Raw genomic sequence first — 19,185 nt, 5'->3', positions numbered from 1 at the left:
TGGTCAGCGGTTCATCGACTCGGCGAGGACTTCGCCGGGGAGAGCGCGCGAGCTAGGCGGGACTCGCACGAGAGCAGCCCCACCACGCGGACGCGCAACCAGCGCCACGAGCGGGCGCGCAAGATGCCCGACTCGACGTCGACGCCGTACACCTCGTGCAGGTCAGCCTCGATCAATGCCCAGTGGTCGAGGATTTGCGCCCACGTGTGGCCGTCTTCGCCGGCGCCTTGCGGGTGCGGGTCGTACCACTCGCGGAGCCCTGTCGCCGGGTCGATCGGTCCGCCGCTCGTCGCGTCTCCCGATTCCCGGCTGAGGCTTCCGGGGAGCCGGCCGCGTTCCAATACGCCTCGGCGGCCTCGCGGGACACCGCGGCGTCGAGCCACGCGGTAACGCCGGCGACCTTGAGCACCGGCCACGGCACCCGGTCAGCGAGCATCTCGTCGTAGGTCGCGCCGAGCGCGTCGCGGTAGAGGTCGACCTCTTCGGCGTCGTCGAGCGCGATCTCGTCGAGCGGCTCGCCAGACTCCGCCGCCTTGGCCGCGTGCGCAGCGACCTCGGCGAGCCGCTGCAACCGCAGACCGGTCTCAGCGTCCACGGGTGCTACCTCGTAGGTCTTTCCCTTGTACGGCAAAGACAAACCAGCGTCGAGTACCTCGGAGAGGTCGCGGAATGCCATCAGGCCACACCCCTTTCATCGTCGACGGTGACCGAGGTGCCGGCGGGCGGATTCGTTGCGGGGTTGGGGATTTCCGTCGGTAGGTCCTGTCCGTTCAGCGTGAAGTTGAACGGTTCGAGGTCGGTTACGGCGCCGCCCTTGGTGAACCCCGAGACGGTCGCGGTGCCTTCGTAGGCATCGGGCGAGCCGTCGCGCCGGTACCAGCGCACGCGGATGTTCGCGGCGAACCCGACGATGCGGCCGGCCTTGCGGATGGCTTCCTGTCCCGGGTCGGGGGTGAAGGTCGCGGCATCGGTGCGCTTGCGCTTGCCCTCGGCCTCAATCGACCACGTGCGCTGTGTGACGACGGAGGAACCCCAGCCGTTGCCGTCGAAACTGCTGTCGTCTTCGGTGTTGTCGTCGGTGGTCTCGGTGAAGTTGGTCAGCCCGTTGACCCGTGTCCACTGGGGATCAGTGGCACTCGGGGCGCGGGTGTCGACCTCCAATGCCCAGTCTTTGGCGAGCAGTGAGCGCAGCGCCATGTCGGCAGCCTCCTTACGTGCGGTGTCGGGTGGGTCGGTGCGCGGTGAGCTGGTAGGTGTCGGCGTGCTCGAAGCGGCCGGACTGGTCGCGGCCCATCGGGAGCGAGGCGGTGCGCTGCGCGAGGTGCACCAGGGCGCCGGCGAGGTCGAGGTGCGTCGCGCCGTGCAGCGCGTCGAACACCGCGTCGATGAGGTCGAGCGCCTCGCGCGGGTCCGCGGTCGCGCTGCGCGCCCGGACCTGGAGGCCGAGCACACTGTCGGCCTGGTCGACGTCGTCGACGAGCGGATACGGCGTCAGCACCACCACGCGCGGCGGCGAAGCGGGCACTGCGCCGATGACGATGCCGACCTCGTCGTCGCGGTAGATCCCGTTCGGGCGGTAGGTGCCGACGCCGGCCGCGGCGAGGTACTCGGCGAGCCCGTGCGCGAGGGTCGATGTCCAGCTCACGACCCGAGCGCCTTCCGGATCTGCGCCTGAATGAGCCGGGCGACGACCTCACGCTCGCTGGCTAGCGCGCTTTCGAGGTACTTCGGTCCGCCCTCGCGGTGATGCCAGGTCAGTTCTTCGTGTTGCCGTGCGGCATAAGGGGTGTCGTAGGACACGGCCGCGGTGAGGGAGTCGGCGTCATGGCTCGCGGTCGCGCTGTTGCGCAGAGCCGCGGTATCGAGGGGCGCCCGGTCCACCGACACCGCGCGCACGTGCTCGGCGCCAAGCGCGAGCCCACGAACGGCGCCGGCGTGCGCCGCGGCGTCGACCTGCTTGCCGTTCCACTCGACCCGAACCCCGCCGTTGCCGCGAACCTCGAACGCCATGCCGCACCCCCTTCTCGGTTAGGTGAGTGCGACCTCGCGGTGCGAGTAGCTCGACGGGTGGTCGAACAGGTTCGAGGTCAGGACGCGGCCGGTGCGTTCGTGTGGGGTGCCGGGCCAGACGGTCACCAGGGACCGCACGGGGATATGTTCGTGCGGCCGGGTGCGCACGGTGGTTTCGCTGATCAGCTCGTCACCGTCGGCCGAGCGCACGAGCCGGCGCCGGTCCTCGACGAACGTGCGCCGGATGGTCACCGGGTCGCCGTGGACGTCGCCGTACGGGCCGGTACCGAGGTAGGGGCGCACGGTGATCGTGTGCGGCAGCAGGACCGCGGGAACCTGCATGGGGGTTTGTTCACCCCCTCACTGCGTGTCGCACTGGTTGGCGCCCTCATCGGTGCACGCATGGGTGCATTCATCGGTGAGTGCATCGGTCCTGAACTGCGGAAACGCGGTTTGCCTCGCTATTTCGCGTTCCCGTGGCGGTCCGGGGTGTGCGGTGAGTGGGAGAGCAGTCCGGCGGTGGCGAGGATGCGCACCGCGGCCGGCGCGAGGTCCGGCTCGGTATCGGACTCCGCGCGCTTGAGCCGAACGGTGCCGATCTGGGACTCGACGAACCGGCCGCCGGCGCCGGTCTCGTCGCCGGTCTCGCCCCACCACTGCACCACCGCGCAGGTTGCGCGCTTGAGCGCGTCGCGCACCTCGACGTCGACGGGCAGCCCGTCGGGAGTGGTGTCGTAGACCGCGGTGAGCAGCAGCGAGTCGACCCGCTCGGACGCGCGGGCGAGCTTGCGCGGGGTGTCCTCGTCGACCACGCCCGGACCGGCGTAGTCGACGAGGTCGGCCGGCGTGGCGTAGACGCGCACGGGTTACCCCTCGTCGTCCTCGTCGAACAGCCGGGCGAGGTCATCACGCGAGAGGCTCTCGGCGTCGGTCCGGGTGTAGCCGCGGGACATGGCGAAGTCGACCCACTCGGCTTTCCGCGCGCCCTTGGCCGGCCGCGCCGTGGTGACGCGCTCCGCGGACTCGAACGGCTGCCACACCTCGGGGAGGGCGTCGAGCCGGTCGGCCATCCACGAACCGGCGTCCGGCTCGTGGACTTCGCCGGTGCGCACGTTGCGGTAGGCGGTCACGGGGTCGCCGCCTTCCGCTTCATCAGTACGGCGCGCTTGGCGTCGAGGGTCTTCACGCCCATGAGGCAGTCAATCGAAACGACATCCTGCTTCTTGGACATGTCGTAGCCGTAGATCACCCGCAGGCCAAGGCCCTTGTACGAGACGACCGAGCCCTGTCCGGCGCCGATGCCTCGCGGCAGTGGCAGCGTCCGGGTTGCAAGGGCGAACGCCTCGCGGCGGAAGGCCACCGAAACGCCGTCCTTGATGTTCTGCGACATGTAGTTGTCGAACCCGCGCTTGCGCCCGATGCTCGCCTCGCGCAGTGCGGTTCCGTCGTCGCCGACCTGCTGCGCCTGCGTGAACAGCGGGTCAGTCTGGAACCGCTCGGTAAGGGCGGTGTCGGCGACCGCGCGCCGGTCGGCGGTGGGCACGTTCGCGTCGTTGAGCACCTTGCCCGCCGCGGGCAGCACGTCGGAGACGTTGACCTTGGCCGGGTCGTACTCGACGGTCTGCGTGACATCGGCGCGCAGACTGAGCACGAGCCGGTCGGCGTACTGGCTGATGGCCTCCATTGCCGGGGTGAGGAACTGCTCGGAAAAGTCGGTGATCCGCATCGACCAGTCCTCGGAGGTGACCGCGAACGACACGTCGGGGATCTTGTCCAGGGTGAGCGTGGTCGAGCCCTCGCGCGCTTCCTGCAACACGATGCCGGTCTGTCGGTTGAACTCGTTCACCGTGAAGACGGCTGGCTTGCGAATGGTGATGGTGTCGCCGCTGGTGCCGGTGAAGTCGCCTTCGTAGTCGCGGTGGACGAGTCCGGCCATGACGGTCTGTTCGTAGAGCGTCGCGATTGCCTCGCGGGCGATCACGTCGACGGTCAGAAGCTGGTTGGGCATGGTCAGCTACGCCCCTTCCTGGTGCGCTTGATGTAGTCCTCGATCGAGAGCGAGCCGAGGTCGTCGCCACCGGAGGGCGAGCCGCCGGTGATCTCTCCGCCGCTGCGTGGCGCCGCGGCAGGCGCGGCGGACAGCCGCGGGTTTTCCTTCACAGCCGCGGTGATGGCCGCGGCGACCTTGTCGGCGAAGCCGTCGGCCGCGGGGTCGAGGTCGGCGACGCGCTTGCGGAAGCCGGTCGAGTCGAGCAGCGCGTCGGGGTCGGCGCCGGCCGCGTCCGCGGAGCGGTACACCGCGAGATCGACCGCGCGCTCGCGCGCCTCGCGCTGTGCCGCGGTGAGCTGGTCGGTGACCTGCTCGACGGTCGGCGCCTCGTCGCCGGCGGTGATGCCGAGCGCACGCGCGATCTTGTCGACGATGTCCTGCTGTGCGCCTTCGGCCTTGGTGCGCCACTCGGTGACCTCGGTGCGCAGCGCCTCGACGTCCGGCGAGGTCGTCGGCGAGCCTTGCTCGGCGCCGGTGTTAGAACCGCTGTTCGGCTCGCTGTTAGAACCGCTGTGAGAACCGCCCGGACCTGCGGACGTGGTCGGGTCCGGGGTCGGTGGCGCATCCGCGGCGCCACCGTCGGCCGGCGCGTTGGGCACGGGTGCGGACATGGGAGAGCCCTCCTAGACGTACTCGGGTGTGTGGTCTGTGCCTGATGACCAGGCAAAACAAAAAGAGTGTCGTCACGGTTGTTGACGACACTCCGAGGTGAACCGCTAGAGTGTTGTCAACAATAAAGACAACACTTAGGGGTGGACATGAACGCGTTGTTCAATGCCGAGGCACTGCGCGCGGCGCACCGCGGGCAGTTCTCCCTCGACCTGCTCGGCGAGGTCGATCAGGCGTCGGCCGAGCAGCCGCTCGCCGAGCAGCCCGTCGTCGACGAGCACCAGGTCGACGAGCTGTTCACGATCACGCTCGGCGGCGAGCCGACTGACGGCGCGCTGTTCGGCTTCCTCATCCCCGGTCCGCCCGAGTCCGAGGTCGTCGTCGAGTCGGTGCACAGCGATCCGGCGACCTGTGGTGCCCGTGGCTACCGCCGGGCGGCCTGCCCGGTGTGTTGGCCTCGGCCGGACCGGTGCGGGTGGGGCACCTGTTCGCGGCGCGCGCCGTTCTTGGTCATCGACACCGACGGCGACGAGATGCCGGCGTGCCTGCGGTGTGCGCGACTTGCCCGCACGGCGGGGTTCGGCGTGGCCGGCCGTCGTCATGGGTGAGACTGCGCAGGTGGCAACGATCGAACACGCCGGCACGGCGACAGTGGGTGAGTGGCTCGGCGTGGCGGGCGCGACCGTGACGCAGTACCTCGCCCGCTACGCCGGCACCGACAACCCGTGTCCGGAACCTGACGTGAAGATCAGGCAGGGCAAGGGATTCGTCTACGGATGGGCGCCCAGCCGGGAACAGGAGTGGCGCGACTGGGGCACACGGCGCCTCGGACAAGGCGCGGCCGGGACGTCGAAACCGGGCAGCGGGCGCCGGAGTCAGCCCGAGTAGTCCACCGGGAATGACGCCGTGCCGCTCTGGTAGCCCGCGCGCCATGCGTTCGCGAGCGCCTGCTCGGCGAGGCTCGGCGGGTTTCTCGTTGTGCGGTAAGGGTTTGCGGCCGGTTGTCGGTTCTCCGCCGCGGCTCGCCCCTCGGCGAGCGCGGCGCGCACCTGGTCGGACAAGGTCACTGCAACCAGTCCTCCCCACCTGTGCGGAACCCAGCACCGCGGGCGCCTCCGACGTCGTCGAGCAGCCACGCGGCGTACTCGTCGAAGGTCATCCTACCGTTGGCATCCCACCATTCCCGCAGCTCAGGCGAGGCCCATTTGCGGGCGCGGCTCGCCGGTCCGGTGAACAACTCGCGCGGGTCGACGCCGGCCGCTTCCCCTGCCGGGGTGAGCATGTGCCCGCGCGTGGCATCCTCCGCGGCGATGTACTGCTCGTACACATGGTCGCGGTAGGCGGCACGGGCAAGCTCGTCGAACCCGCGACCGGTGTAGCCGTCGGCCCGTAGTCGCCGAATGGCCTCGGTACGGCGCAGCGCCTCGACGGTCGTGCCGGTCGCCTGCGCCCACGCCTCTTGATCGTCCATCCCTTCGGCGACGAGCCGCTCGTACTCGGCGAACTGCTCGGCCTGCTGCTGCTCGCGCCGAGCCTGCTCGCGCTCGCGCCGTTCCTCGCGGCGCCGGTGCTCGGCGTCGCGCCGGTCCAGCTCGACGAGCACCAGGTCGACCAACACCTCGTCGTCGCCGACCTCGCCGAGCCGGTCGGCGAGCGCCTCGTCGGACAGCTCGCGCAACTCCGAGGCGAACCGCTCGCGCTCGCGCTGTTCGGCCTCGACGCGCTCGCGCTCGGCCTGCTGCTCGGCGGCGAGCCGCTCGGCCTCACGCCGGCGAGCCTGCTCCGCGGCGACCGCGTCGAGCCGGGTCTGCTCGACGGTGCCCTCGGCGAGCTGCTCGGCGAGACCCTCGCGCCGGCGCCGAGCAGCCTGCATGGGGCCGTGCCCGAGGTTGAGCTGCTCGCGGTAGCGCTTGCGGTTGAGCCCGGTCGCCTTGACGTGCTCGCGGATCTCGGCCTGTAGATCGCGGATCTTCGCGGCGGAACGCTGCGCGTCGGCCGGGGTGAGCGCCCCGGCCTGTTTGCGCTTCTCCCGCCGCACCTTGCGTTCCAGCTCGCGCAGGTCTTCGCGTTCGTCCTCGGCGACCTGGTCGTGCTCGGCCGGTTCGGCGAGCCGGGTCACGCCGGGGATGAACGGCAAGAACGTGTGCCGACAGTTCGGGTGGAACAATCCCGAGGCACGGGCCTCGGTGACGGTGCCGGCGACCTCGACGAGCATCGGCTCGCCGGTCAGCTCGTTCTCGACGCGACGCTGTCCGGCCGGGCCGGAGCGGGCGAGGATGCGCCCTTGCCAGACCGAGCACAGCGCGCACCCGTCGGAGGTGCGCGAGACGGTGACCAGGTCGACGCCGAGGTCGTCGAGGCGGGCGAGGTGCCCGTCGTTCCACGCGCGGGCGGTCGCGGTGCGGGTGGCCATCTCGACGTAGCTCGCCAAGTTCCACGCGCGACCGGACCTGTCAACGAACCCCGTCACCCCTTGGGAGACAAGGCGATCCCACGCCGAGCGCTGCGCCGAGCGGGTCGTGCCGATGCCGAGCAACTGCGACGGCGCCGCGGCGGCTACCGCCACTTGGTAGGCATCCTGCGCCCACCGCAGCACCCGCAGGTACAGCGCTTCGAGCCGGCTCGTCAGGTCCGCGGCAAGCAGCGCCGCGGCATCCATGCCGGGGATGACGTCGCGCAGCGCGGCGAGCTGTCCGGCATCGAGCGCGCCGGCCTCGTAGAGCTGGGAGAGCGCGGCGCCGCTGCCTGCCTGCCACGCGGCGAGCACGGCCTCGGCCGCGGCGGTGTCCGCCTCGGCCCGTAGTTGGGTGATCATCCGCTCGACGGCGAGGCGCAGCTCGCGCACCGCGGCGGCCTTCTCCGCGGCCCACGCCGGCACCTCGCGGCCGGCGCGGGCGCGTCGAGCGATGTCGGCGAGCAGCCGCGCCTCGGCCTCGGTGAACGTGGCGAGGATGTCGCGGGCGAGCTGCTCGACGACCTCGGCCGGGTCGGTGCCCGGTGGTGGCTCCCACGGCATCGCGCTCGCCCCCGCCCCCGGTCAGACTCCGCGGAAGGTTGCTGGGTCCGGCACGGCGCGGCCGGTCTCAGTGAGGATGCGCGCGACCTCGGCGTCGACCTGCTCGTCGTCCCACTCCGGGTGGACCATGCGCACCCGCACGTCGGTCGAGGCAGCCTCGGCGGCGAGCAGGGTTTGCGCGGTGCGGGCGAGTTCGGCCGGGTCGGGTTGGGCCTGGTCTCCGAAGTCCACGACCGGGGTCTCGTCGAGCCCGATGCCCGTGCCGCCGAACACCGCCCGGTCGACGTCGAGCAGCGCGCCGGCGAGCGGGCCGAGGGTGGCCTGCCAGTACCGCGACTTTTTGTCGCGGGTGGTCTCCGACATCTCGCGCCGGTCGGTGACCTCGGTCGCGGTGACCCCGGTCGCGCCGGAGACCTCGCCGAAGCTCGACGGCGAGTAGCCCGCGGCGCGCAGCACGTCGAGGGTGATCTGCTCGACGGTCTCGCGGTGCTCGCGCACCCGGATCGCGAACTGACTCGGGGTGATCGGCGGCGAGCCGTCGCCGCGGCCGGTGAGCATGTTCAACTCGGTGAAGACTTCTTGATCGTCGTCGAACACCGCGCCCTGTCCGGGGCCGAGCGGTTGCAGGTAACCCGCGGGCACCAGTAGCCGGGCCTTGGCGAGCCGAACGTCGCGCATCCATGACGAGTACGTCTCGTCGAGCGCGTCGAGCAGCGGCTCAACCCCGTCAAAGTCGCTGCGCCCCAACGGTTTCAACGCCGGGACCGACCGCCACTCGCGCGCCGGTCGGATGTTGGGGACGTAGCCGGCGGTGAGCCGGCGGGTGCCGGTCTCGATCGCGCCCTCGGCGTCGACCAGCTCGGCCGCCCACGCGGTCGAGGGGTGCTCGGTGAGGGGGATCGGCCGGCCGAGTTCGTCGTCGGTGCCCTCGTGGAGGCTGTGCACGATGCGGCCGGGTTCGTGCCGTTCGAGGTGCCGCACGACGTTCGCCCCGTCGGAATGCTCGACGGTCTGCCAGAACGTCACCGCGGCCAACTGACGCCACCGCCATTCCGGCACCGCGGCGTCGGCGTCGACGGCGTCGAGCATCGCGTGCCGAGCCACGTCAGCATCCCAGACCACCCGCAGGTAAACCCCGCCGAGCGCGGCGGCGACCTCGGCCGCTTCCAAGAGCGCGGAGTGCACCGCGGCCGTGTTCACGATCTCGTCGAGCCGGGTCTGCGCCGAGGCGTTGCCGACGGTGATCCGCGGAGGTTCAGCGAACAGCAAGTCGGCCGAGGCGGTCGCGATGTCGGAGGCGAGCGGCACGTGTAGCCGGGTCCGCTGCTGTCCGCGGGGGCTGGTCGGCCGTCCCCAGAAGAACCGGGAGACGGCGCCGACCAGTCCGCCGCGGTACTGGCTCGGGCGGGTGTGGACGGCCGGACCGTTGGCGTAGAACGCGGCGAGTTGCTCGGGCTTGCCGACGTACCAGGCATCCCACTCGCGCATTCGCTGTGCGGCGCGGTTGAACGGCGCCGGCGGCCACTGATTCCCCATCGCCTGACCCCCTTTTCACTGGTCAGGCGGCGAGCGCGAGTGACGCGCGCCAGAGATTTTCGGTGGTGGTGATGGCGTAGCGGCCGGCGTCGAGGCTGTGGTCGGCGACCTTGACCGGGGCGTCGGTGCCCTTGGCGGTCGCGTCGTCGTCCCACGAGTAGCCGGGGGCTTCGCGGATGAAGCCGGCACAGCGGTCGGCGACGCGCAGTCGCTTCTCGGCGAGCAGGCTCGACATGGTCCGGATTCCGTACGCGACGTCGTTGTCGGCCGCGGCCGTGGTCACCCCGTCGTTGTGGAGCTGCACCCGGAAGGAGGCGGCCGAGGGGTCGGCGACGACCCATTGCGGACGCAGCTCGGTCACTCGCGGCAGGTGCGGCCGGCCGAGCCAGTCGCGCAGCCCCGCCGAGAGCTGCGAGTCGGTGAGCCGGACCTGTGCGTGTGCCGGGTCGTGGCGCCACTCGTCGACCAGGTAGAGCCGGTGGTCGACACCCTCGCCGAGCAGCAGAGCCGCGGTTGCGTTGGTGGTGCCGTAGTCGATGCCGACGGCGAGTAGCCGCGCCATGTCGGGGAGCTGCTCCCAGGGCACCACGTGATCGGCCGGGTTCCACATGTCATAAACGGCGCCTTCGGCGGCGACCCACTCGCCGAGCACGAACCGCCGGTACCAGAGGCCGGTGTACTCGCGGCGAATGCTGTCCTTGTAGGACTGCTCAAGGGCCGGGTTGTCGTCGAGCACGAAGGAGAACGAGCGCCAGTCGGGCAGTTCGCCGAGGCGGTCGAGGTACTTCCGCTTGACCCAATGTGCAGGTGAATCGGGGTTCGTCGTGCAGAAGACCTGCGCGCCCGGAACGCTCATGCGGCCGAGCAACTGCGTAAAGAAGTCCTCGGCGACGACGGTCAGCTCGTCGACGTAGGCGCCGGCCACGGTCATACCGCGCAGCACCTTCTCGGCCTTGGCATCCGAGGCGCCGAGCACGTACACCGTGCGGTCAAGAATCCGGGCGGTCGGGGCGCCCGCGGTGTAGTGCACGTGCTCGGCGACCGCCCCGAACAGGGACGGGTCTTGCAGCGGCGCGAACACGTTGCGCGCGACGCTGTCCCGCGTGCGGCCAACGACCACGAGCTGACCGCCGCGGGGCGCGTTGGCGACGTAGATCAACCAGCGCAACAGCGATGCAATGGTCTTGCCGGACCGGATGGCGCCCGACCAGATCGACACGCGAGTCGAGGACTCCCGCAGCGACTCGACCTGTTTCGCCGAGAGCGGCAGCTCAAGGTCAGTCATCACCGGCGGCCCGGATGCCGAGTGCGGCGGCGAGCCCGCCGAGCATCGACTTCACGCCCTCGCTGCCCTTGTCCGCGTCGACCTGCTCAAGGCGAGCCGCGGCGGCGAGGTGGGTCGAGGTCGCCGAGGCGAGCGCCTTCTCATCCGGCGCGGGCACGTGGTCGAGCACCTTGGTTTCGATGCCGTGCACGGTGGTCGCGGTGAACTTGTACGCCGGCGCTTCCAGCCGGGCGAGCACCCGCTCGGCGCGGCCGTAGAGCCGGCCGACGATCTCGGTGCGCCGGGCGCGATTGTCGACCTGCCGGGCGTGCGTGGCCGCGGCGGTGGCCGTGCGGTCGAACGAGAGGCCGAGCGAGCGCGCGATACCGGTCACCGTGGATGGCGAGCGGCCGAGTGAGCGTGCGATGTCGTTGCGCGTCTTGCCCTCGGCGTGAAGTTCGCGCACGCGGTCGCGGTCGGCATCGGTGATCAGGTTGCGCGGCAAGGGGATCACCTCGCCGTGCGCAAGAGAGACGACAGCCCCGAACCCAGGGGGGAGGGGGTTCGGGGCTGTCGAGATTGGAGGAAACGGGGAATGGATCTCCGGATGCGGGTACAGCTCACCCGCTGCTGATGACCATTCTACGGGGACTTGGCACCGGATCGGGTGACATGACGAGCCGGTGAGGCGAGCGCGAGGTCGATCACGTCGCCGACCCGGTACCGCGGCCGACCGCGGTTGTCGGGCGCCCGCTTGGCGAGTTTGCCGGCGTGCGCCCATGTCCGGACGGTGTTCGGCGACAGGTCGCGGCCGAGCAGCCGGGGCAGTGCGCGGGCGAGTTCGGCCGCGGTCGCCAGGGTGCCGCGGGCAGCGTCGAGCAGCGTTTCGCGCAGGGCCTGCACGTCGTGCCGGGTGCCGCACTCGCGGCAGGCAACGACGGCGCGCTCGGGCCGGGCGTAGAGATCGGTGCCGCAGTCCGGGCACGGTCCGCAGTACACGCGCGCCGGCGGAAGGTCGACCGCACGGCGTACCCGCTCGACGGTGTCGGCGACCTCGTCGACCAGCTCACCGCCGGCGGGGTGGTACTCGACCCATGAGGGGTGTCGGCGCAGCCACGCGGCCATGTCCGGCACGGTGTCGTCGAGGCCGAGGGGATCGAGCACAGCGTCGACGAGTGCCTCGCCGTTCGGGCCGTTCTCCCCGGTCGGTACCGCTCGGCGTGGTCCGTGCGTCTCCCAGAGTTCCCGGACCCACGTCGACAAGGTGTTGCGCAGGTCGTCGCGCACCTCGGCCGCGCCGAGGTTGTACGGCAGTCCGACCTCGGCCGGACGCGAGCCGACCCGCGGCCCGGTCCGGGTGAGCCGGGCGACCTGGTCGTCGAGGTCGTCGACCAGCTCGGCGACCTCGACCAGCTCGGCCCGGACCCTGCCGAGGCACAAGCCGCACACCGTGCCGCCGGCGGTCGGATTGCTGCACGAGGGAACGGTGCACGTGATCATGCACCCGAGCCTCGACAGCCGATGTCACCGGCACGGCGAGCAGCAGCTCGTCGACGGCCTCACGCCGTGGTCGCGTCCTGCACTTGGTCGTCGAGGTCGTCATCGGCGGGCAGAGCGTCGAGCAGCCGCCGGCGACTTCCGCCGCACTCGCGGCACGGCTCCGTGCGGTTGATGTCGAACGCGCAGCGGCACGGCGCGGCGAACCACTCGACGCCGTTCTCGTCGCGGTGCGGGGTCCGCTCGACCTCTTGGTGTGCCCGCGGCAGCGTGCACTCGACCCCGTCGTCGTGCGGGTGCGTCTCCCGGCAGTTCACCGGGTCGGCGAACTGCACCGCACCGCGTACGAGCGCGTGCCGGGCGCGCTGGTCGTAGTCCTCGCTCATGTCTTCCCCCTCGGCTTCTTCCCCTCGAACGACGTTACCGACCTCGCGTTCGCCGTGTCGCTGTTTGCCCTGCTCAACTCAGTGATAACCCTGATTATCACGGTGCTGATTGATCACCGATCATGCTGCAACGGCGACCAGGTCGAGGCGGTCGGCACCGGTCTCGACCTGGTCGGGCGCCGGCACACCGGGCAGCGGCAAGAGGTACTGACCGGCACCGGTCCACCTGCGGCCGGTGCGCATCGGCTCGGCGAGCACGATCGGCCGCACCCACGGGTCACCGGCACGGCGGCGCCGAAGTCGCTCCCGCTCGTAGGCGGTGTGCGCCTCGCGGCAGAGAGCACAGCGGCACCCGTGCTTGGCGTAGCGGCTGTTCGTGGCGTGCGGCGGCAACACCGCGGGCACCGGGTGCCCGTCCTGCTCGGCGAGCGGCGCCCGCTCGGCAGCGTCGAGCCCTCCCCAGATACCCCACGCTTCCCCGCCCGCGAGCGCCTCGGCGAGGCACTGCTCGCGCACCGGGCACGCGGCACACAGCGCCCGGCACTCGGCGACCTGCTCGGGCGCCGGGTCGATGAAGTCCAGATCAACCCGCCCGCGGCAACCGGCCCGCGAGCGCCACTCGGGTAGCCGGACCATCACGCGACCTCATCCAGCGGAGAACCGAGCGCGGCGAACAACCACGGCAGCGCGCCGGCGGCCACGAGCGTGAACCGAACCGGGACAACGCTCCGATCTCGGGAACAAAACCCCAATTCTGTAGCTGAGTTCGCCTTTCTGCGCCTGCTGCTGCTCATTGCGCCACCCCGCCGAGCGGCTCGCCGTAGCCGGCCGCACGCAGCAGCGGCACCAGGTCGCCGAGTTCCATTCGCACTGGTCGGGACACTGCGGGTGTGCGCGCGTCGGCGACCAGGGCGACGAGCTGCGCCGCGGGCAGCCACACCCACCAGCGCCCAACGTCGGCCTTGCCGCGCCGGCGGACGACGAGCAGGCCGAGGTCGGCCGGAACCGTGCCGGGTCCGCCGAGGCGCTGCTGCTCGGTCTCGGCGAGCCACGCCTCGACGGCCTCGCGCGCCTGGTCCTTGACCTGCCACACCAGCGCCGGCGTGCCGGTGATGTCGCCGGGGTCGGCGACCGTGCGCCCGCCGGAGGTGAAGCCGGTCCGCACGGCCCGCTCGGCACCGGGGAACCCGTGGTCACGCAACCAGCCGGCGACCTTGCGCTCGGCCTCGGCACCGCGGCGCCGGTTGGCCGCGCCGAGCCGGGAACGGTCGACGGCCGAGGGGTCCGCACCCCCGGTTCCTGACCCCCGATAAGTGGCTCTTACCAGCGGTGAGGCGGTGCGCCGAGCAGCCTCGCCCGCGTGCGCGCGACGGCGCCCGCGACCGGTCGCGACCGTCGGCTCGTCGGTGTTGCTCATGGTTTCCCCCAACGTGGTCATGACGTGGTGAGCGCGGCGTCGAGCCGGGCAGGGTGCGCGGGCGTCTTGGTGAGCGGCTTGCCGCCGGGGCCGGTGCATCGGGCGCCGGGTTGGGCGCGGCAGTACGGGCACGGCACGCGGAGGTAGGCGCGGCGGGCGTCGGCTTCGGCCTCGGCGTACTCGGGGTCGACTCCGCGGGTGATGGCGAGTGCGGCCGTCACGCGGGTGACTCCGTCGCGGATGGCGCGCAGTCCGGCGTCGTCGAGCTGACGCGCGGTGCGGCGGGCGCGCAGTTCGGCCTCGTGTCGCCGTTCGGCGGCCTCGCGTCGGATCGTGCGCCAGAACGCGACGATGTCGGCCGGCATGACGGTCTCGCTGCTGTGCCGGTAGTGCTCGCGGACCGCGGCGCCGGCGACGTCGGCCGGGACGTCGTCGAGGATGCCGGCCCACATGGTCAGCACGTCCGGGTCGGGTTGCGGAATCCGCGCGTCGACGGCCGAGGCGGCGCCGAGCAGGGCGGCGACCTCCCCGCGGTTCACCGGTAACCGCCTTCGACGGCGAGCTGCTCGACGGGTTCGGCCGAGGGTTCCTCGGCGAGCGCCAACCAGCCGCGGACCTTGTCGCCCCTTGCGCTGCGCGGTGTCGACGAGCGCGCGGCCGGGTGCTTGGCGAGCTGGGCGGCCTTGACCGCGTCGTCGTACAGGTGCGGCAGCAAGCCCGGTCGAGCGTCAACTCGGCGGTTCCACTCGTCGAGCGCGGCACGCAGCGGCACCAGGTCGCCACCGTCGCGCAGGATGCCGTCGGCGTGCTTGGCGAGCGCGCGAATGGTCGCCGGGCGGTAGGGGGCGCCGGTCTGCTCGCGCCAGGCGGACACCAGCCGGTAGGCGTCCGGACGTACCGCGGTCGCCGCGAGGTCGGCCGGGGTGGTGGTGCCTCGCGTGTGCGTGCGCGCGGTACGCGCGTGTGCCCGTGTGCGCGCACCCGCGGGCGCGAGGCTGCTTGGTTCCGTAGTTCGGTTCTGTAGTTCCGGTTCACCTTGGGCTGTCGCTGTGTCACCCGCGTGGGCTGTCGCCCTGACAGTCCGGGGGTGCCGCTGTGACACCGGGGGACTGTCGTTCTGACCACCGGGGGTGGGTGTCACCGTGTCCGGCCGCGGGTGGTTGTCGAGGGCGAGGCGGTACTCGTTCGAGGTGTCAGCGCCGGAGCCACGTTGCCGACGGGCGCGAGCGATCAGCCGGCGGTCGGCGAGCGAGTCGAGGGCACGGCGCACCGTGCGCTCGGATGCCTCGGTCTCGCGGGCGAGGGTGCGCACTGAGGTCGTCGCGCGGCCGTCACGGTTGGCGTGCTCGGCGAGCACGACGAGAACGAGTTTCGGCATGGGACCGCCGGCGGTCTGCTCGGCGGCCCAGCGCAGCGCGTGCACGCTCATCGAGGACCCGCCGCGGCGTACTGCTCGGCGAGCATGGACGCGTCGACGTCGAGCAGCTCGGCGACTTGGTCGAGGGTGTCGCCGTTGCGGCGCCGGATGCGCAGCACCTCGGCGACCTCGGGCGCGGGCAGCGCTCGGTACGGCCGGCGTCCGTTGAGCGCGGCCTCGACGGCGAGCGCATCGAGCCGTCGACCGGCGTCGCTGGTTTGTGTGTGGTCGGTGGTGCGAGTCGAGCCAGTGAACATGAAAACCCCAGGTGGAACGCAGCGGGCGCGGGCGTGCGTCACCGCGCCCGCCGCGAGGTGGCGACGGACTTCGTCGTATGTGGTGGGTTGGTGGGCTACGCGGCCGAGGCGCGCGTGTTGCCGATCCAGACCCGGTTACGGCTCGCGCGACGCGAGCGCCTACGGCTTCGGTACTCCCCGCACGGCACGATCAGCCGGCGCGCGGCCCACGTGCCGAGCACGGAAGGCAGCACGTTCGGCGAGTGCGCCTCGACGTCGTCGGGAATGCCCTTGCGGATGTCCTCCGCGGTGAACGGGCGCCCCTCGCGCACCAGTTCGGCGAGCACGGTCTCGGCGGCCTCGCGGTAGCGCCGGTGGACGGCGACCGCGGCGGCGAGGTTGGCCTCTTGCCCTGCGTTCCGGTCGGCGAAGGCTAGGGCGAGCTGGTCGACCACGGCGGCGCCTCCCTTCCCGTCGGCGCGGTGCGGATGTCGCGCGCCCACTCGACGAGATCGGCGAGCAGCGCCCGGTACGCGGCAGCCTCGACGGCCCGCTGCGCCGGAGTGCGCGCCTGCACCACAGCGCAGGTCGGGCACTCCGGGCAGCACGGCGCGCAGTCCACGGGATCGCAGCAGCCGCGGGTCGAGTGGGCGCCACAGCAGACGATCACCCGACCCGTCGACACGATCTCGGCGACGGTCACGAAGCCACCCCCCGAAGCGCGTTGCGGAGGGTGGACAGGGACCGCTCGGCGCGCTGTGCCCGTTGCTTCCACTCGTCGCGCTCGCTGGTCATCTCGTCGAGTTCGCTCGTGACGTCGTCGAAGTCGACCAGGCGGCGAAACACCTCGGCGAGCGATAGCTCACCGAACGGCGCGAGCACGCTCGTTCGCGCCGGCACGTTGTCGGTGCGGTGCTTGTTCAGGTGCGGCCGGATCGACCGGACGTTCGCCGAGGTGTAGTCGCAGTGCACGCACCCGTAGGTCGTGCTGCCATCCTCCAGCAGCAGGGTTCGCGTCTGCTGCCACAGCACCGGCGTACCGGCGCGGCTCCGCATGGGCGCCTCGGTGGGCTCGTCGGCGATGACTTCCAGCCCGTTGACGACGGTCGCAGTCATCGCTCACCACCCGCCGCGGCCTCGACGTCGGCAGGCTCGTCGGGCCATTCCTCGACGAGTTCGGCGTCGACGATGTCCTCGGCCGGCCTCGCCGGTGCGTCGGGCACCTGGTCGACCGGCGGCAACGACTCGACAGGCACCTCGGGCAGCCGCACGTACTCGGCCGAGGTCGGCACCCACTTCGCGAGTTGGTGAGCGGCCGACTTGAGCCACATCGACGCCGGGTTCCACTGCCACGGCGAGTACTGCGAGTCGGCCCCGTCCGCCTTGGATTTGATCAGGGCAATGTCGTCGCCGGACAAGACAACGACCTTGCTTGTCGCGCCGTCACGCATCACCGCGTAGGCGTAGGCGAGCACCAGGTCGCCGCGGGGCGAACGCCAGTCGACGCCGTGCACCGGCCGGTCGTGCTCGCCAGGGTTGTAGTCGAACCGGTCGTGCTCGCGCACAACCTCGACCTTCACCGACGACACCGCGCCGGCCCGGTACATGAGTTCGACCTCGCCCTGATACCCGGTGATGCCGAGCACCTCGGGGCGTCCCTTGACCTTGCGCGGTACGAGGTAGAACTGCTCCGTGCCAGGTTCCAAACCTTTGCGCGCGGCTTCAAGGAGAGCCTTCAACAGCGAGGCGGGGTTGCTCTTGGCGGCCTGCTCAAGCTGCTTGTTTCCGCGGATGGCGGACTGTGCCACCCGCAACCACGTGTCGGCCTTGATGTGGCTCGGCAGCACGGTTGCGAAGTCGGTGCGGTACTTGCGCACCAGGGCCGTCGGAGAGCTGTCGCGCTGCGCGACGGCGGTCGAAATGGTCTGGCCGGTCATGCTGCTGCGCTCACCTTCTGCGGCGTCGAACGGATAGGAGACGGGCGCAGGGAAGGGGGCGCGTCACCGCGGCCCGGCACCCGGATTGCGATGGACTCGCCGGCGACCACGGCGCGGCGCCCGGACCCGAGCGCGTCGAGCACCTCGGCCGTTGCCTGCTGCTTGGCTGCCTCCGCGGCCTTGTGCTCGGCCACGGCCCGCCGGTAGCGATCTGCGAGTGCCGGCTCGATCTCGACCTCGACGTCGTCGATATCCGGGTGCAGCTCGCGCACCACGCGGAAGGTCGCCCCGTGCTCGTCGATGTCGGGGCGCTCGTCGCGCTCGACGGTGTCGAGAAACTCGCGGCCGGCGGTGCGCAGCACCTCGGCCTCGGCGAGGTTCCAGTCGACGACGTACTCGCGGAAGTTCAACCCGGAGGTGAGAACGGCGACGTGCGCACGGCGCAGGCCGAGGGTGTCGAGCTGCCACAAGACCTGAGCGCGGTAGTGCACCGGTACCTCGTCGGTACCCGGCTCGCCCCACTCGGCGGTGTCCGTGGCCGTCTTGATCTCCAACAGCGCGCGGCCCGCGACCGCGGACAGCAGCCGGTCGGGCGTGGCCACCTGCCACGGCCGAAGCCGGCTCGCCCATGTGCCTGTGCGGCGCACCCGGTACTCGGGGTGCTCGGCCGCGAACCACTCGGCGATCACGGCCTCAAGAAGCCGGCCGCGCCGCATGGCATCGTTGTCAGGCTCCGGCGCCGCAAGACCCTTTTTCTTGTGCCACAACGAAAAACGGCTTTCCCACGGCGACAACCCCAGAACCGCGGCGATCTCCGAGCCCCCCAGCCCGGACGAACGCGCGGAAAGCCACTCAGCAGAGCCGGGCGCCCACGTCCCCAGTCGAACCGCGGCGCTGCTCATGCTGCAACCTCGTCGGCGACCTCGCCGACCTCGCCGACCTCGAACACCTCGTCGAACGACACGTCGAACGCGGTCAGGGTGGCTGCGATGAACGGGTTTCCCGGCAACTGCTCCCCGTCGAGCACGCGCCCGACGGTGGACTGCGAAACGCCGAGCTTCTTCGCGATGGCGTAGCGCGATCTGAGCCCAGCGCCGTTCGCGATCTTGTCGAGCACATCAACGCGGATGCGCACGCGTGGTGACATTGAGTACTCCCCCACAGAGTTTCGCGAGCGGAAGTTGACCACCCGCGAAACCGACACTACGTGCGCCTACAAGCGACTTACAACGGTTGCGTGCGCGGAAGTACCAGGTAGATCGTTCGATGGAGGGAGCGTCATCCGTTCGTACGGGGGATGCCAGTACTTCCGTCCTCGGAAGTAGGATGCGCAACATGAGTGACACGGCATGGTCGCGCTACGTCGACGACCAGCTCGCCCGGCTGGGATGGACTCCGGCCGAGCTATCGCGGAAATCCAGCGTGTCCGAGGGCCGCATTTCCTCTTGGCGCACAAAGGGAACCGCTCCCACGCTCGACAACGCGCGAGCGGTCGCGAAAGCCCTTCGGGTTGATCTTCTTCCCTTGCTTGCCGAGGCGGGACTGCTCACCAGGGAGGAGGTCGGTCGACCACTCTCCGCGTACACAGATCACGAAATCTGTAGCGAGATTGAACGACGATTCGTACATCTCCGACAAATAGTTCCCGATGATCAGGTGAGAGTTGCCACAAAGGACAGCGGTAACTCGTTGAGCCTGGTTGCCGATGAGCCAAGTGGGGAGATGTTGAGAGATCAACAAGACGAAGCCTGGACTAGCGACGCGGAGTTGCCCGACCCACCCGGACCGGAGACCGGCGCCTGACGTGTCG

Annotated in this window: 31 protein-coding genes; 3 read left to right on the top strand and 28 right to left on the bottom strand. The window is 70.9% G+C overall.

All coding sequences use genetic code 11. The features are described from left to right. Window positions 1–11: 11 nt before the first annotated feature. The 10 genes from ACFQGD_RS31310 to ACFQGD_RS31265 all read right to left on the bottom strand — a co-directional run bounded on the left by ACFQGD_RS31310 (window position 12) and on the right by ACFQGD_RS31265 (window position 4,671). Window positions 12–176 carry a hypothetical protein gene (locus tag ACFQGD_RS31310; RefSeq protein ID WP_345391521.1) on the bottom strand — a complete coding sequence of 55 codons (165 nt, stop codon included), beginning with the start codon at window positions 174–176 and terminating at the stop codon, window positions 12–14. Further along, window positions 173–676 (bottom strand): DUF7426 family protein, encoded by a 504-nt coding sequence (locus ACFQGD_RS31305; RefSeq protein ID WP_345391518.1) that lies wholly within the window; start codon window positions 674–676, stop codon window positions 173–175. The genes ACFQGD_RS31310 and ACFQGD_RS31305 overlap by 4 nt, the downstream gene beginning before the upstream one ends. Further along, on the bottom strand, window positions 676–1,197 hold the full coding sequence (locus ACFQGD_RS31300) for a phage tail tube protein (protein ID WP_345391515.1): 522 nt from the start codon (window positions 1,195–1,197) through the stop codon (window positions 676–678). The genes ACFQGD_RS31305 and ACFQGD_RS31300 overlap by 1 nt, the downstream gene beginning before the upstream one ends. A 13-nt stretch (window positions 1,198–1,210) precedes the next feature. After that, window positions 1,211–1,645 (bottom strand): minor capsid protein, encoded by a 435-nt coding sequence (locus tag ACFQGD_RS31295; protein WP_345391512.1) that lies wholly within the window; start codon window positions 1,643–1,645, stop codon window positions 1,211–1,213. Continuing rightward, window positions 1,642–2,010, bottom strand: a complete 369-nt coding sequence (locus ACFQGD_RS31290; protein WP_345391509.1) for a hypothetical protein — start codon at window positions 2,008–2,010, stop codon at window positions 1,642–1,644. Before ACFQGD_RS31290 ends, ACFQGD_RS31295 begins: the two co-directional genes overlap by 4 nt. Before the next feature lie 18 nt (window positions 2,011–2,028). Continuing rightward, entirely contained in the window at window positions 2,029–2,352 is a 324-nt protein-coding gene (locus ACFQGD_RS31285) for a hypothetical protein (protein WP_345391506.1), read from the bottom strand. Window positions 2,353–2,471: 119 nt separating this feature from the next. Further along, window positions 2,472–2,873: a head-tail connector protein gene (locus ACFQGD_RS31280; protein WP_345391504.1), complete on the bottom strand. Its 402-nt coding sequence runs from the start codon at window positions 2,871–2,873 to the stop codon at window positions 2,472–2,474. Window positions 2,874–2,876: 3 nt separating this feature from the next. After that, entirely contained in the window at window positions 2,877–3,140 is a 264-nt protein-coding gene (locus ACFQGD_RS31275) for a hypothetical protein (RefSeq protein WP_345391501.1), read from the bottom strand. Then, entirely contained in the window at window positions 3,137–4,018 is an 882-nt protein-coding gene (locus tag ACFQGD_RS31270) for a major capsid protein (protein ID WP_345391498.1), read from the bottom strand. Before ACFQGD_RS31270 ends, ACFQGD_RS31275 begins: the two co-directional genes overlap by 4 nt. A gap of 2 nt (window positions 4,019–4,020) precedes the next feature. Further along, entirely contained in the window at window positions 4,021–4,671 is a 651-nt protein-coding gene (locus tag ACFQGD_RS31265; RefSeq protein WP_345391495.1) for a hypothetical protein, read from the bottom strand. 147 nt (window positions 4,672–4,818) lie between these two features. On the opposite strand from ACFQGD_RS31265, the gene ACFQGD_RS31260 reads away from it, so the two are divergent. Both ACFQGD_RS31260 and ACFQGD_RS31255 read left to right on the top strand, forming a co-directional pair. Further along, window positions 4,819–5,277 carry a hypothetical protein gene (locus ACFQGD_RS31260; protein ID WP_345391492.1) on the top strand — a complete coding sequence of 153 codons (459 nt, stop codon included), beginning with the start codon at window positions 4,819–4,821 and terminating at the stop codon, window positions 5,275–5,277. 10 nt (window positions 5,278–5,287) lie between these two features. After that, complete coding sequence (locus tag ACFQGD_RS31255; protein ID WP_345391489.1) at window positions 5,288–5,557, top strand: hypothetical protein; 270 nt, start codon at window positions 5,288–5,290, stop codon at window positions 5,555–5,557. Here the strand turns inward: ACFQGD_RS31255 and ACFQGD_RS31250 are convergent. The 18 genes from ACFQGD_RS31250 to ACFQGD_RS31165 all read right to left on the bottom strand — a co-directional run bounded on the left by ACFQGD_RS31250 (window position 5,545) and on the right by ACFQGD_RS31165 (window position 18,522). Then, a complete protein-coding gene (locus ACFQGD_RS31250) occupies window positions 5,545–5,736 on the bottom strand; it encodes a hypothetical protein (RefSeq protein ID WP_345391486.1) in 192 nt (63 codons plus the stop codon). The two genes, ACFQGD_RS31255 and ACFQGD_RS31250, sit on opposite strands and share 13 nt — an antisense overlap. Continuing rightward, complete coding sequence (locus ACFQGD_RS31245) at window positions 5,733–7,685, bottom strand: phage minor capsid protein (RefSeq protein WP_345391483.1); 1,953 nt, start codon at window positions 7,683–7,685, stop codon at window positions 5,733–5,735. The genes ACFQGD_RS31250 and ACFQGD_RS31245 overlap by 4 nt, the downstream gene beginning before the upstream one ends. A gap of 21 nt (window positions 7,686–7,706) precedes the next feature. Further along, window positions 7,707–9,221 carry a phage portal protein gene (locus ACFQGD_RS31240; RefSeq protein WP_345391480.1) on the bottom strand — a complete coding sequence of 505 codons (1,515 nt, stop codon included), beginning with the start codon at window positions 9,219–9,221 and terminating at the stop codon, window positions 7,707–7,709. Between the two features lie 22 nt (window positions 9,222–9,243). After that, on the bottom strand, window positions 9,244–10,506 hold the full coding sequence (locus tag ACFQGD_RS31235) for a PBSX family phage terminase large subunit (RefSeq protein WP_345391477.1): 1,263 nt from the start codon (window positions 10,504–10,506) through the stop codon (window positions 9,244–9,246). Next, window positions 10,499–10,990, bottom strand: coding sequence for a helix-turn-helix domain-containing protein (locus ACFQGD_RS31230; RefSeq protein ID WP_345391474.1), 492 nt, complete (start codon window positions 10,988–10,990; stop codon window positions 10,499–10,501). Before ACFQGD_RS31230 ends, ACFQGD_RS31235 begins: the two co-directional genes overlap by 8 nt. Before the next feature lie 137 nt (window positions 10,991–11,127). After that, window positions 11,128–11,985 carry a hypothetical protein gene (locus tag ACFQGD_RS31225; RefSeq protein ID WP_345391471.1) on the bottom strand — a complete coding sequence of 286 codons (858 nt, stop codon included), beginning with the start codon at window positions 11,983–11,985 and terminating at the stop codon, window positions 11,128–11,130. A 59-nt stretch (window positions 11,986–12,044) separates the two neighbouring features. After that, a complete protein-coding gene (locus ACFQGD_RS31220; RefSeq protein ID WP_345391468.1) occupies window positions 12,045–12,368 on the bottom strand; it encodes a hypothetical protein in 324 nt (107 codons plus the stop codon). A 120-nt stretch (window positions 12,369–12,488) separates the two neighbouring features. Next, window positions 12,489–13,004, bottom strand: a complete 516-nt coding sequence (locus ACFQGD_RS31215) for a WhiB family transcriptional regulator (RefSeq protein ID WP_254234706.1) — start codon at window positions 13,002–13,004, stop codon at window positions 12,489–12,491. A 154-nt stretch (window positions 13,005–13,158) separates the two neighbouring features. Continuing rightward, the gene (locus ACFQGD_RS31210) at window positions 13,159–13,785 is read right to left on the bottom strand and encodes a hypothetical protein (protein WP_345391461.1); all 627 of its coding nucleotides are present in this window, start codon (window positions 13,783–13,785) and stop codon (window positions 13,159–13,161) included. Window positions 13,786–13,802: 17 nt separating this feature from the next. After that, window positions 13,803–14,324, bottom strand: a complete 522-nt coding sequence (locus tag ACFQGD_RS31205) for a zinc finger domain-containing protein (RefSeq protein WP_345391458.1) — start codon at window positions 14,322–14,324, stop codon at window positions 13,803–13,805. After that, on the bottom strand, window positions 14,321–15,214 hold the full coding sequence (locus ACFQGD_RS31200; protein WP_345391455.1) for a helix-turn-helix domain-containing protein: 894 nt from the start codon (window positions 15,212–15,214) through the stop codon (window positions 14,321–14,323). Before ACFQGD_RS31200 ends, ACFQGD_RS31205 begins: the two co-directional genes overlap by 4 nt. Further along, window positions 15,211–15,459, bottom strand: coding sequence for a hypothetical protein (locus tag ACFQGD_RS31195; RefSeq protein ID WP_345391452.1), 249 nt, complete (start codon window positions 15,457–15,459; stop codon window positions 15,211–15,213). The genes ACFQGD_RS31200 and ACFQGD_RS31195 overlap by 4 nt, the downstream gene beginning before the upstream one ends. A gap of 95 nt (window positions 15,460–15,554) precedes the next feature. Next, on the bottom strand, window positions 15,555–15,893 hold the full coding sequence (locus ACFQGD_RS31190; RefSeq protein ID WP_345391449.1) for a hypothetical protein: 339 nt from the start codon (window positions 15,891–15,893) through the stop codon (window positions 15,555–15,557). Continuing rightward, window positions 15,872–16,141 (bottom strand): hypothetical protein, encoded by a 270-nt coding sequence (locus ACFQGD_RS31185; RefSeq protein WP_345391446.1) that lies wholly within the window; start codon window positions 16,139–16,141, stop codon window positions 15,872–15,874. Before ACFQGD_RS31185 ends, ACFQGD_RS31190 begins: the two co-directional genes overlap by 22 nt. Further along, the gene (locus ACFQGD_RS31180) at window positions 16,138–16,554 is read right to left on the bottom strand and encodes a hypothetical protein (protein ID WP_345391443.1); all 417 of its coding nucleotides are present in this window, start codon (window positions 16,552–16,554) and stop codon (window positions 16,138–16,140) included. Before ACFQGD_RS31180 ends, ACFQGD_RS31185 begins: the two co-directional genes overlap by 4 nt. Next, on the bottom strand, window positions 16,551–17,375 hold the full coding sequence (locus ACFQGD_RS31175; protein ID WP_345391440.1) for a recombinase RecT: 825 nt from the start codon (window positions 17,373–17,375) through the stop codon (window positions 16,551–16,553). Before ACFQGD_RS31175 ends, ACFQGD_RS31180 begins: the two co-directional genes overlap by 4 nt. Then, entirely contained in the window at window positions 17,372–18,277 is a 906-nt protein-coding gene (locus ACFQGD_RS31170; protein ID WP_345391437.1) for a YqaJ viral recombinase family nuclease, read from the bottom strand. Before ACFQGD_RS31170 ends, ACFQGD_RS31175 begins: the two co-directional genes overlap by 4 nt. Continuing rightward, a complete protein-coding gene (locus ACFQGD_RS31165; RefSeq protein ID WP_345391434.1) occupies window positions 18,274–18,522 on the bottom strand; it encodes a helix-turn-helix transcriptional regulator in 249 nt (82 codons plus the stop codon). The genes ACFQGD_RS31170 and ACFQGD_RS31165 overlap by 4 nt, the downstream gene beginning before the upstream one ends. A 188-nt stretch (window positions 18,523–18,710) precedes the next feature. Between ACFQGD_RS31165 and ACFQGD_RS31160 the strand changes: the two genes are divergently transcribed. Next, the gene (locus tag ACFQGD_RS31160) at window positions 18,711–19,178 is read left to right on the top strand and encodes a helix-turn-helix domain-containing protein (protein ID WP_345391431.1); all 468 of its coding nucleotides are present in this window, start codon (window positions 18,711–18,713) and stop codon (window positions 19,176–19,178) included. Window positions 19,179–19,185: the final 7 nt, after the last annotated feature.

The organism is Haloechinothrix salitolerans, assembly GCF_042662605.1.
GTDB classification, from domain to species: domain Bacteria; phylum Actinomycetota; class Actinomycetes; order Mycobacteriales; family Pseudonocardiaceae; genus Haloechinothrix_A; species Haloechinothrix_A salitolerans.
The sequence above is the reverse complement of the archived record's forward strand: the minus strand, read 5'-3'. Positions and strand labels throughout refer to the sequence as shown.

What these genes read in the sequence shown, in the direction of transcription:
- ACFQGD_RS31300 (WP_345391515.1), bottom strand. Translation starts at nt 1,197, where the DNA reads ATGGCGCTGCGCTCACTGCTCGCCAAAGACTGGGCATTGGAGGTCGAC.
- ACFQGD_RS31195 (WP_345391452.1), bottom strand. Translation starts at nt 15,459, where the DNA reads ATGTTCACTGGCTCGACTCGCACCACCGACCACACACAAACCAGCGAC.
- ACFQGD_RS31245 (WP_345391483.1), bottom strand. Translation starts at nt 7,685, where the DNA reads ATGCCGTGGGAGCCACCACCGGGCACCGACCCGGCCGAGGTCGTCGAG.
- ACFQGD_RS31210 (WP_345391461.1), bottom strand. Translation starts at nt 13,785, where the DNA reads ATGAGCAACACCGACGAGCCGACGGTCGCGACCGGTCGCGGGCGCCGT.
- ACFQGD_RS31240 (WP_345391480.1), bottom strand. Translation starts at nt 9,221, where the DNA reads ATGGGGAATCAGTGGCCGCCGGCGCCGTTCAACCGCGCCGCACAGCGA.
- ACFQGD_RS31165 (WP_345391434.1), bottom strand. Translation starts at nt 18,522, where the DNA reads ATGTCACCACGCGTGCGCATCCGCGTTGATGTGCTCGACAAGATCGCG.
- ACFQGD_RS31265 (WP_345391495.1), bottom strand. Translation starts at nt 4,671, where the DNA reads ATGTCCGCACCCGTGCCCAACGCGCCGGCCGACGGTGGCGCCGCGGAT.
- ACFQGD_RS31200 (WP_345391455.1), bottom strand. Translation starts at nt 15,214, where the DNA reads ATGAGCGTGCACGCGCTGCGCTGGGCCGCCGAGCAGACCGCCGGCGGT.
- ACFQGD_RS31290 (WP_345391509.1), bottom strand. Translation starts at nt 2,010, where the DNA reads ATGGCGTTCGAGGTTCGCGGCAACGGCGGGGTTCGGGTCGAGTGGAAC.
- ACFQGD_RS31175 (WP_345391440.1), bottom strand. Translation starts at nt 17,375, where the DNA reads ATGACCGGCCAGACCATTTCGACCGCCGTCGCGCAGCGCGACAGCTCT.
- ACFQGD_RS31235 (WP_345391477.1), bottom strand. Translation starts at nt 10,506, where the DNA reads ATGACTGACCTTGAGCTGCCGCTCTCGGCGAAACAGGTCGAGTCGCTG.
- ACFQGD_RS31180 (WP_345391443.1), bottom strand. Translation starts at nt 16,554, where the DNA reads ATGACTGCGACCGTCGTCAACGGGCTGGAAGTCATCGCCGACGAGCCC.
- ACFQGD_RS31220 (WP_345391468.1), bottom strand. Translation starts at nt 12,368, where the DNA reads ATGAGCGAGGACTACGACCAGCGCGCCCGGCACGCGCTCGTACGCGGT.
- ACFQGD_RS31215 (WP_254234706.1), bottom strand. Translation starts at nt 13,004, where the DNA reads ATGGTCCGGCTACCCGAGTGGCGCTCGCGGGCCGGTTGCCGCGGGCGG.
- ACFQGD_RS31160 (WP_345391431.1), top strand. Translation starts at nt 18,711, where the DNA reads ATGAGTGACACGGCATGGTCGCGCTACGTCGACGACCAGCTCGCCCGG.
- ACFQGD_RS31170 (WP_345391437.1), bottom strand. Translation starts at nt 18,277, where the DNA reads ATGAGCAGCGCCGCGGTTCGACTGGGGACGTGGGCGCCCGGCTCTGCT.
- ACFQGD_RS31225 (WP_345391471.1), bottom strand. Translation starts at nt 11,985, where the DNA reads ATGATCACGTGCACCGTTCCCTCGTGCAGCAATCCGACCGCCGGCGGC.
- ACFQGD_RS31305 (WP_345391518.1), bottom strand. Translation starts at nt 676, where the DNA reads ATGGCATTCCGCGACCTCTCCGAGGTACTCGACGCTGGTTTGTCTTTG.
- ACFQGD_RS31285 (WP_345391506.1), bottom strand. Translation starts at nt 2,352, where the DNA reads ATGCAGGTTCCCGCGGTCCTGCTGCCGCACACGATCACCGTGCGCCCC.
- ACFQGD_RS31260 (WP_345391492.1), top strand. Translation starts at nt 4,819, where the DNA reads ATGAACGCGTTGTTCAATGCCGAGGCACTGCGCGCGGCGCACCGCGGG.
- ACFQGD_RS31270 (WP_345391498.1), bottom strand. Translation starts at nt 4,018, where the DNA reads ATGCCCAACCAGCTTCTGACCGTCGACGTGATCGCCCGCGAGGCAATC.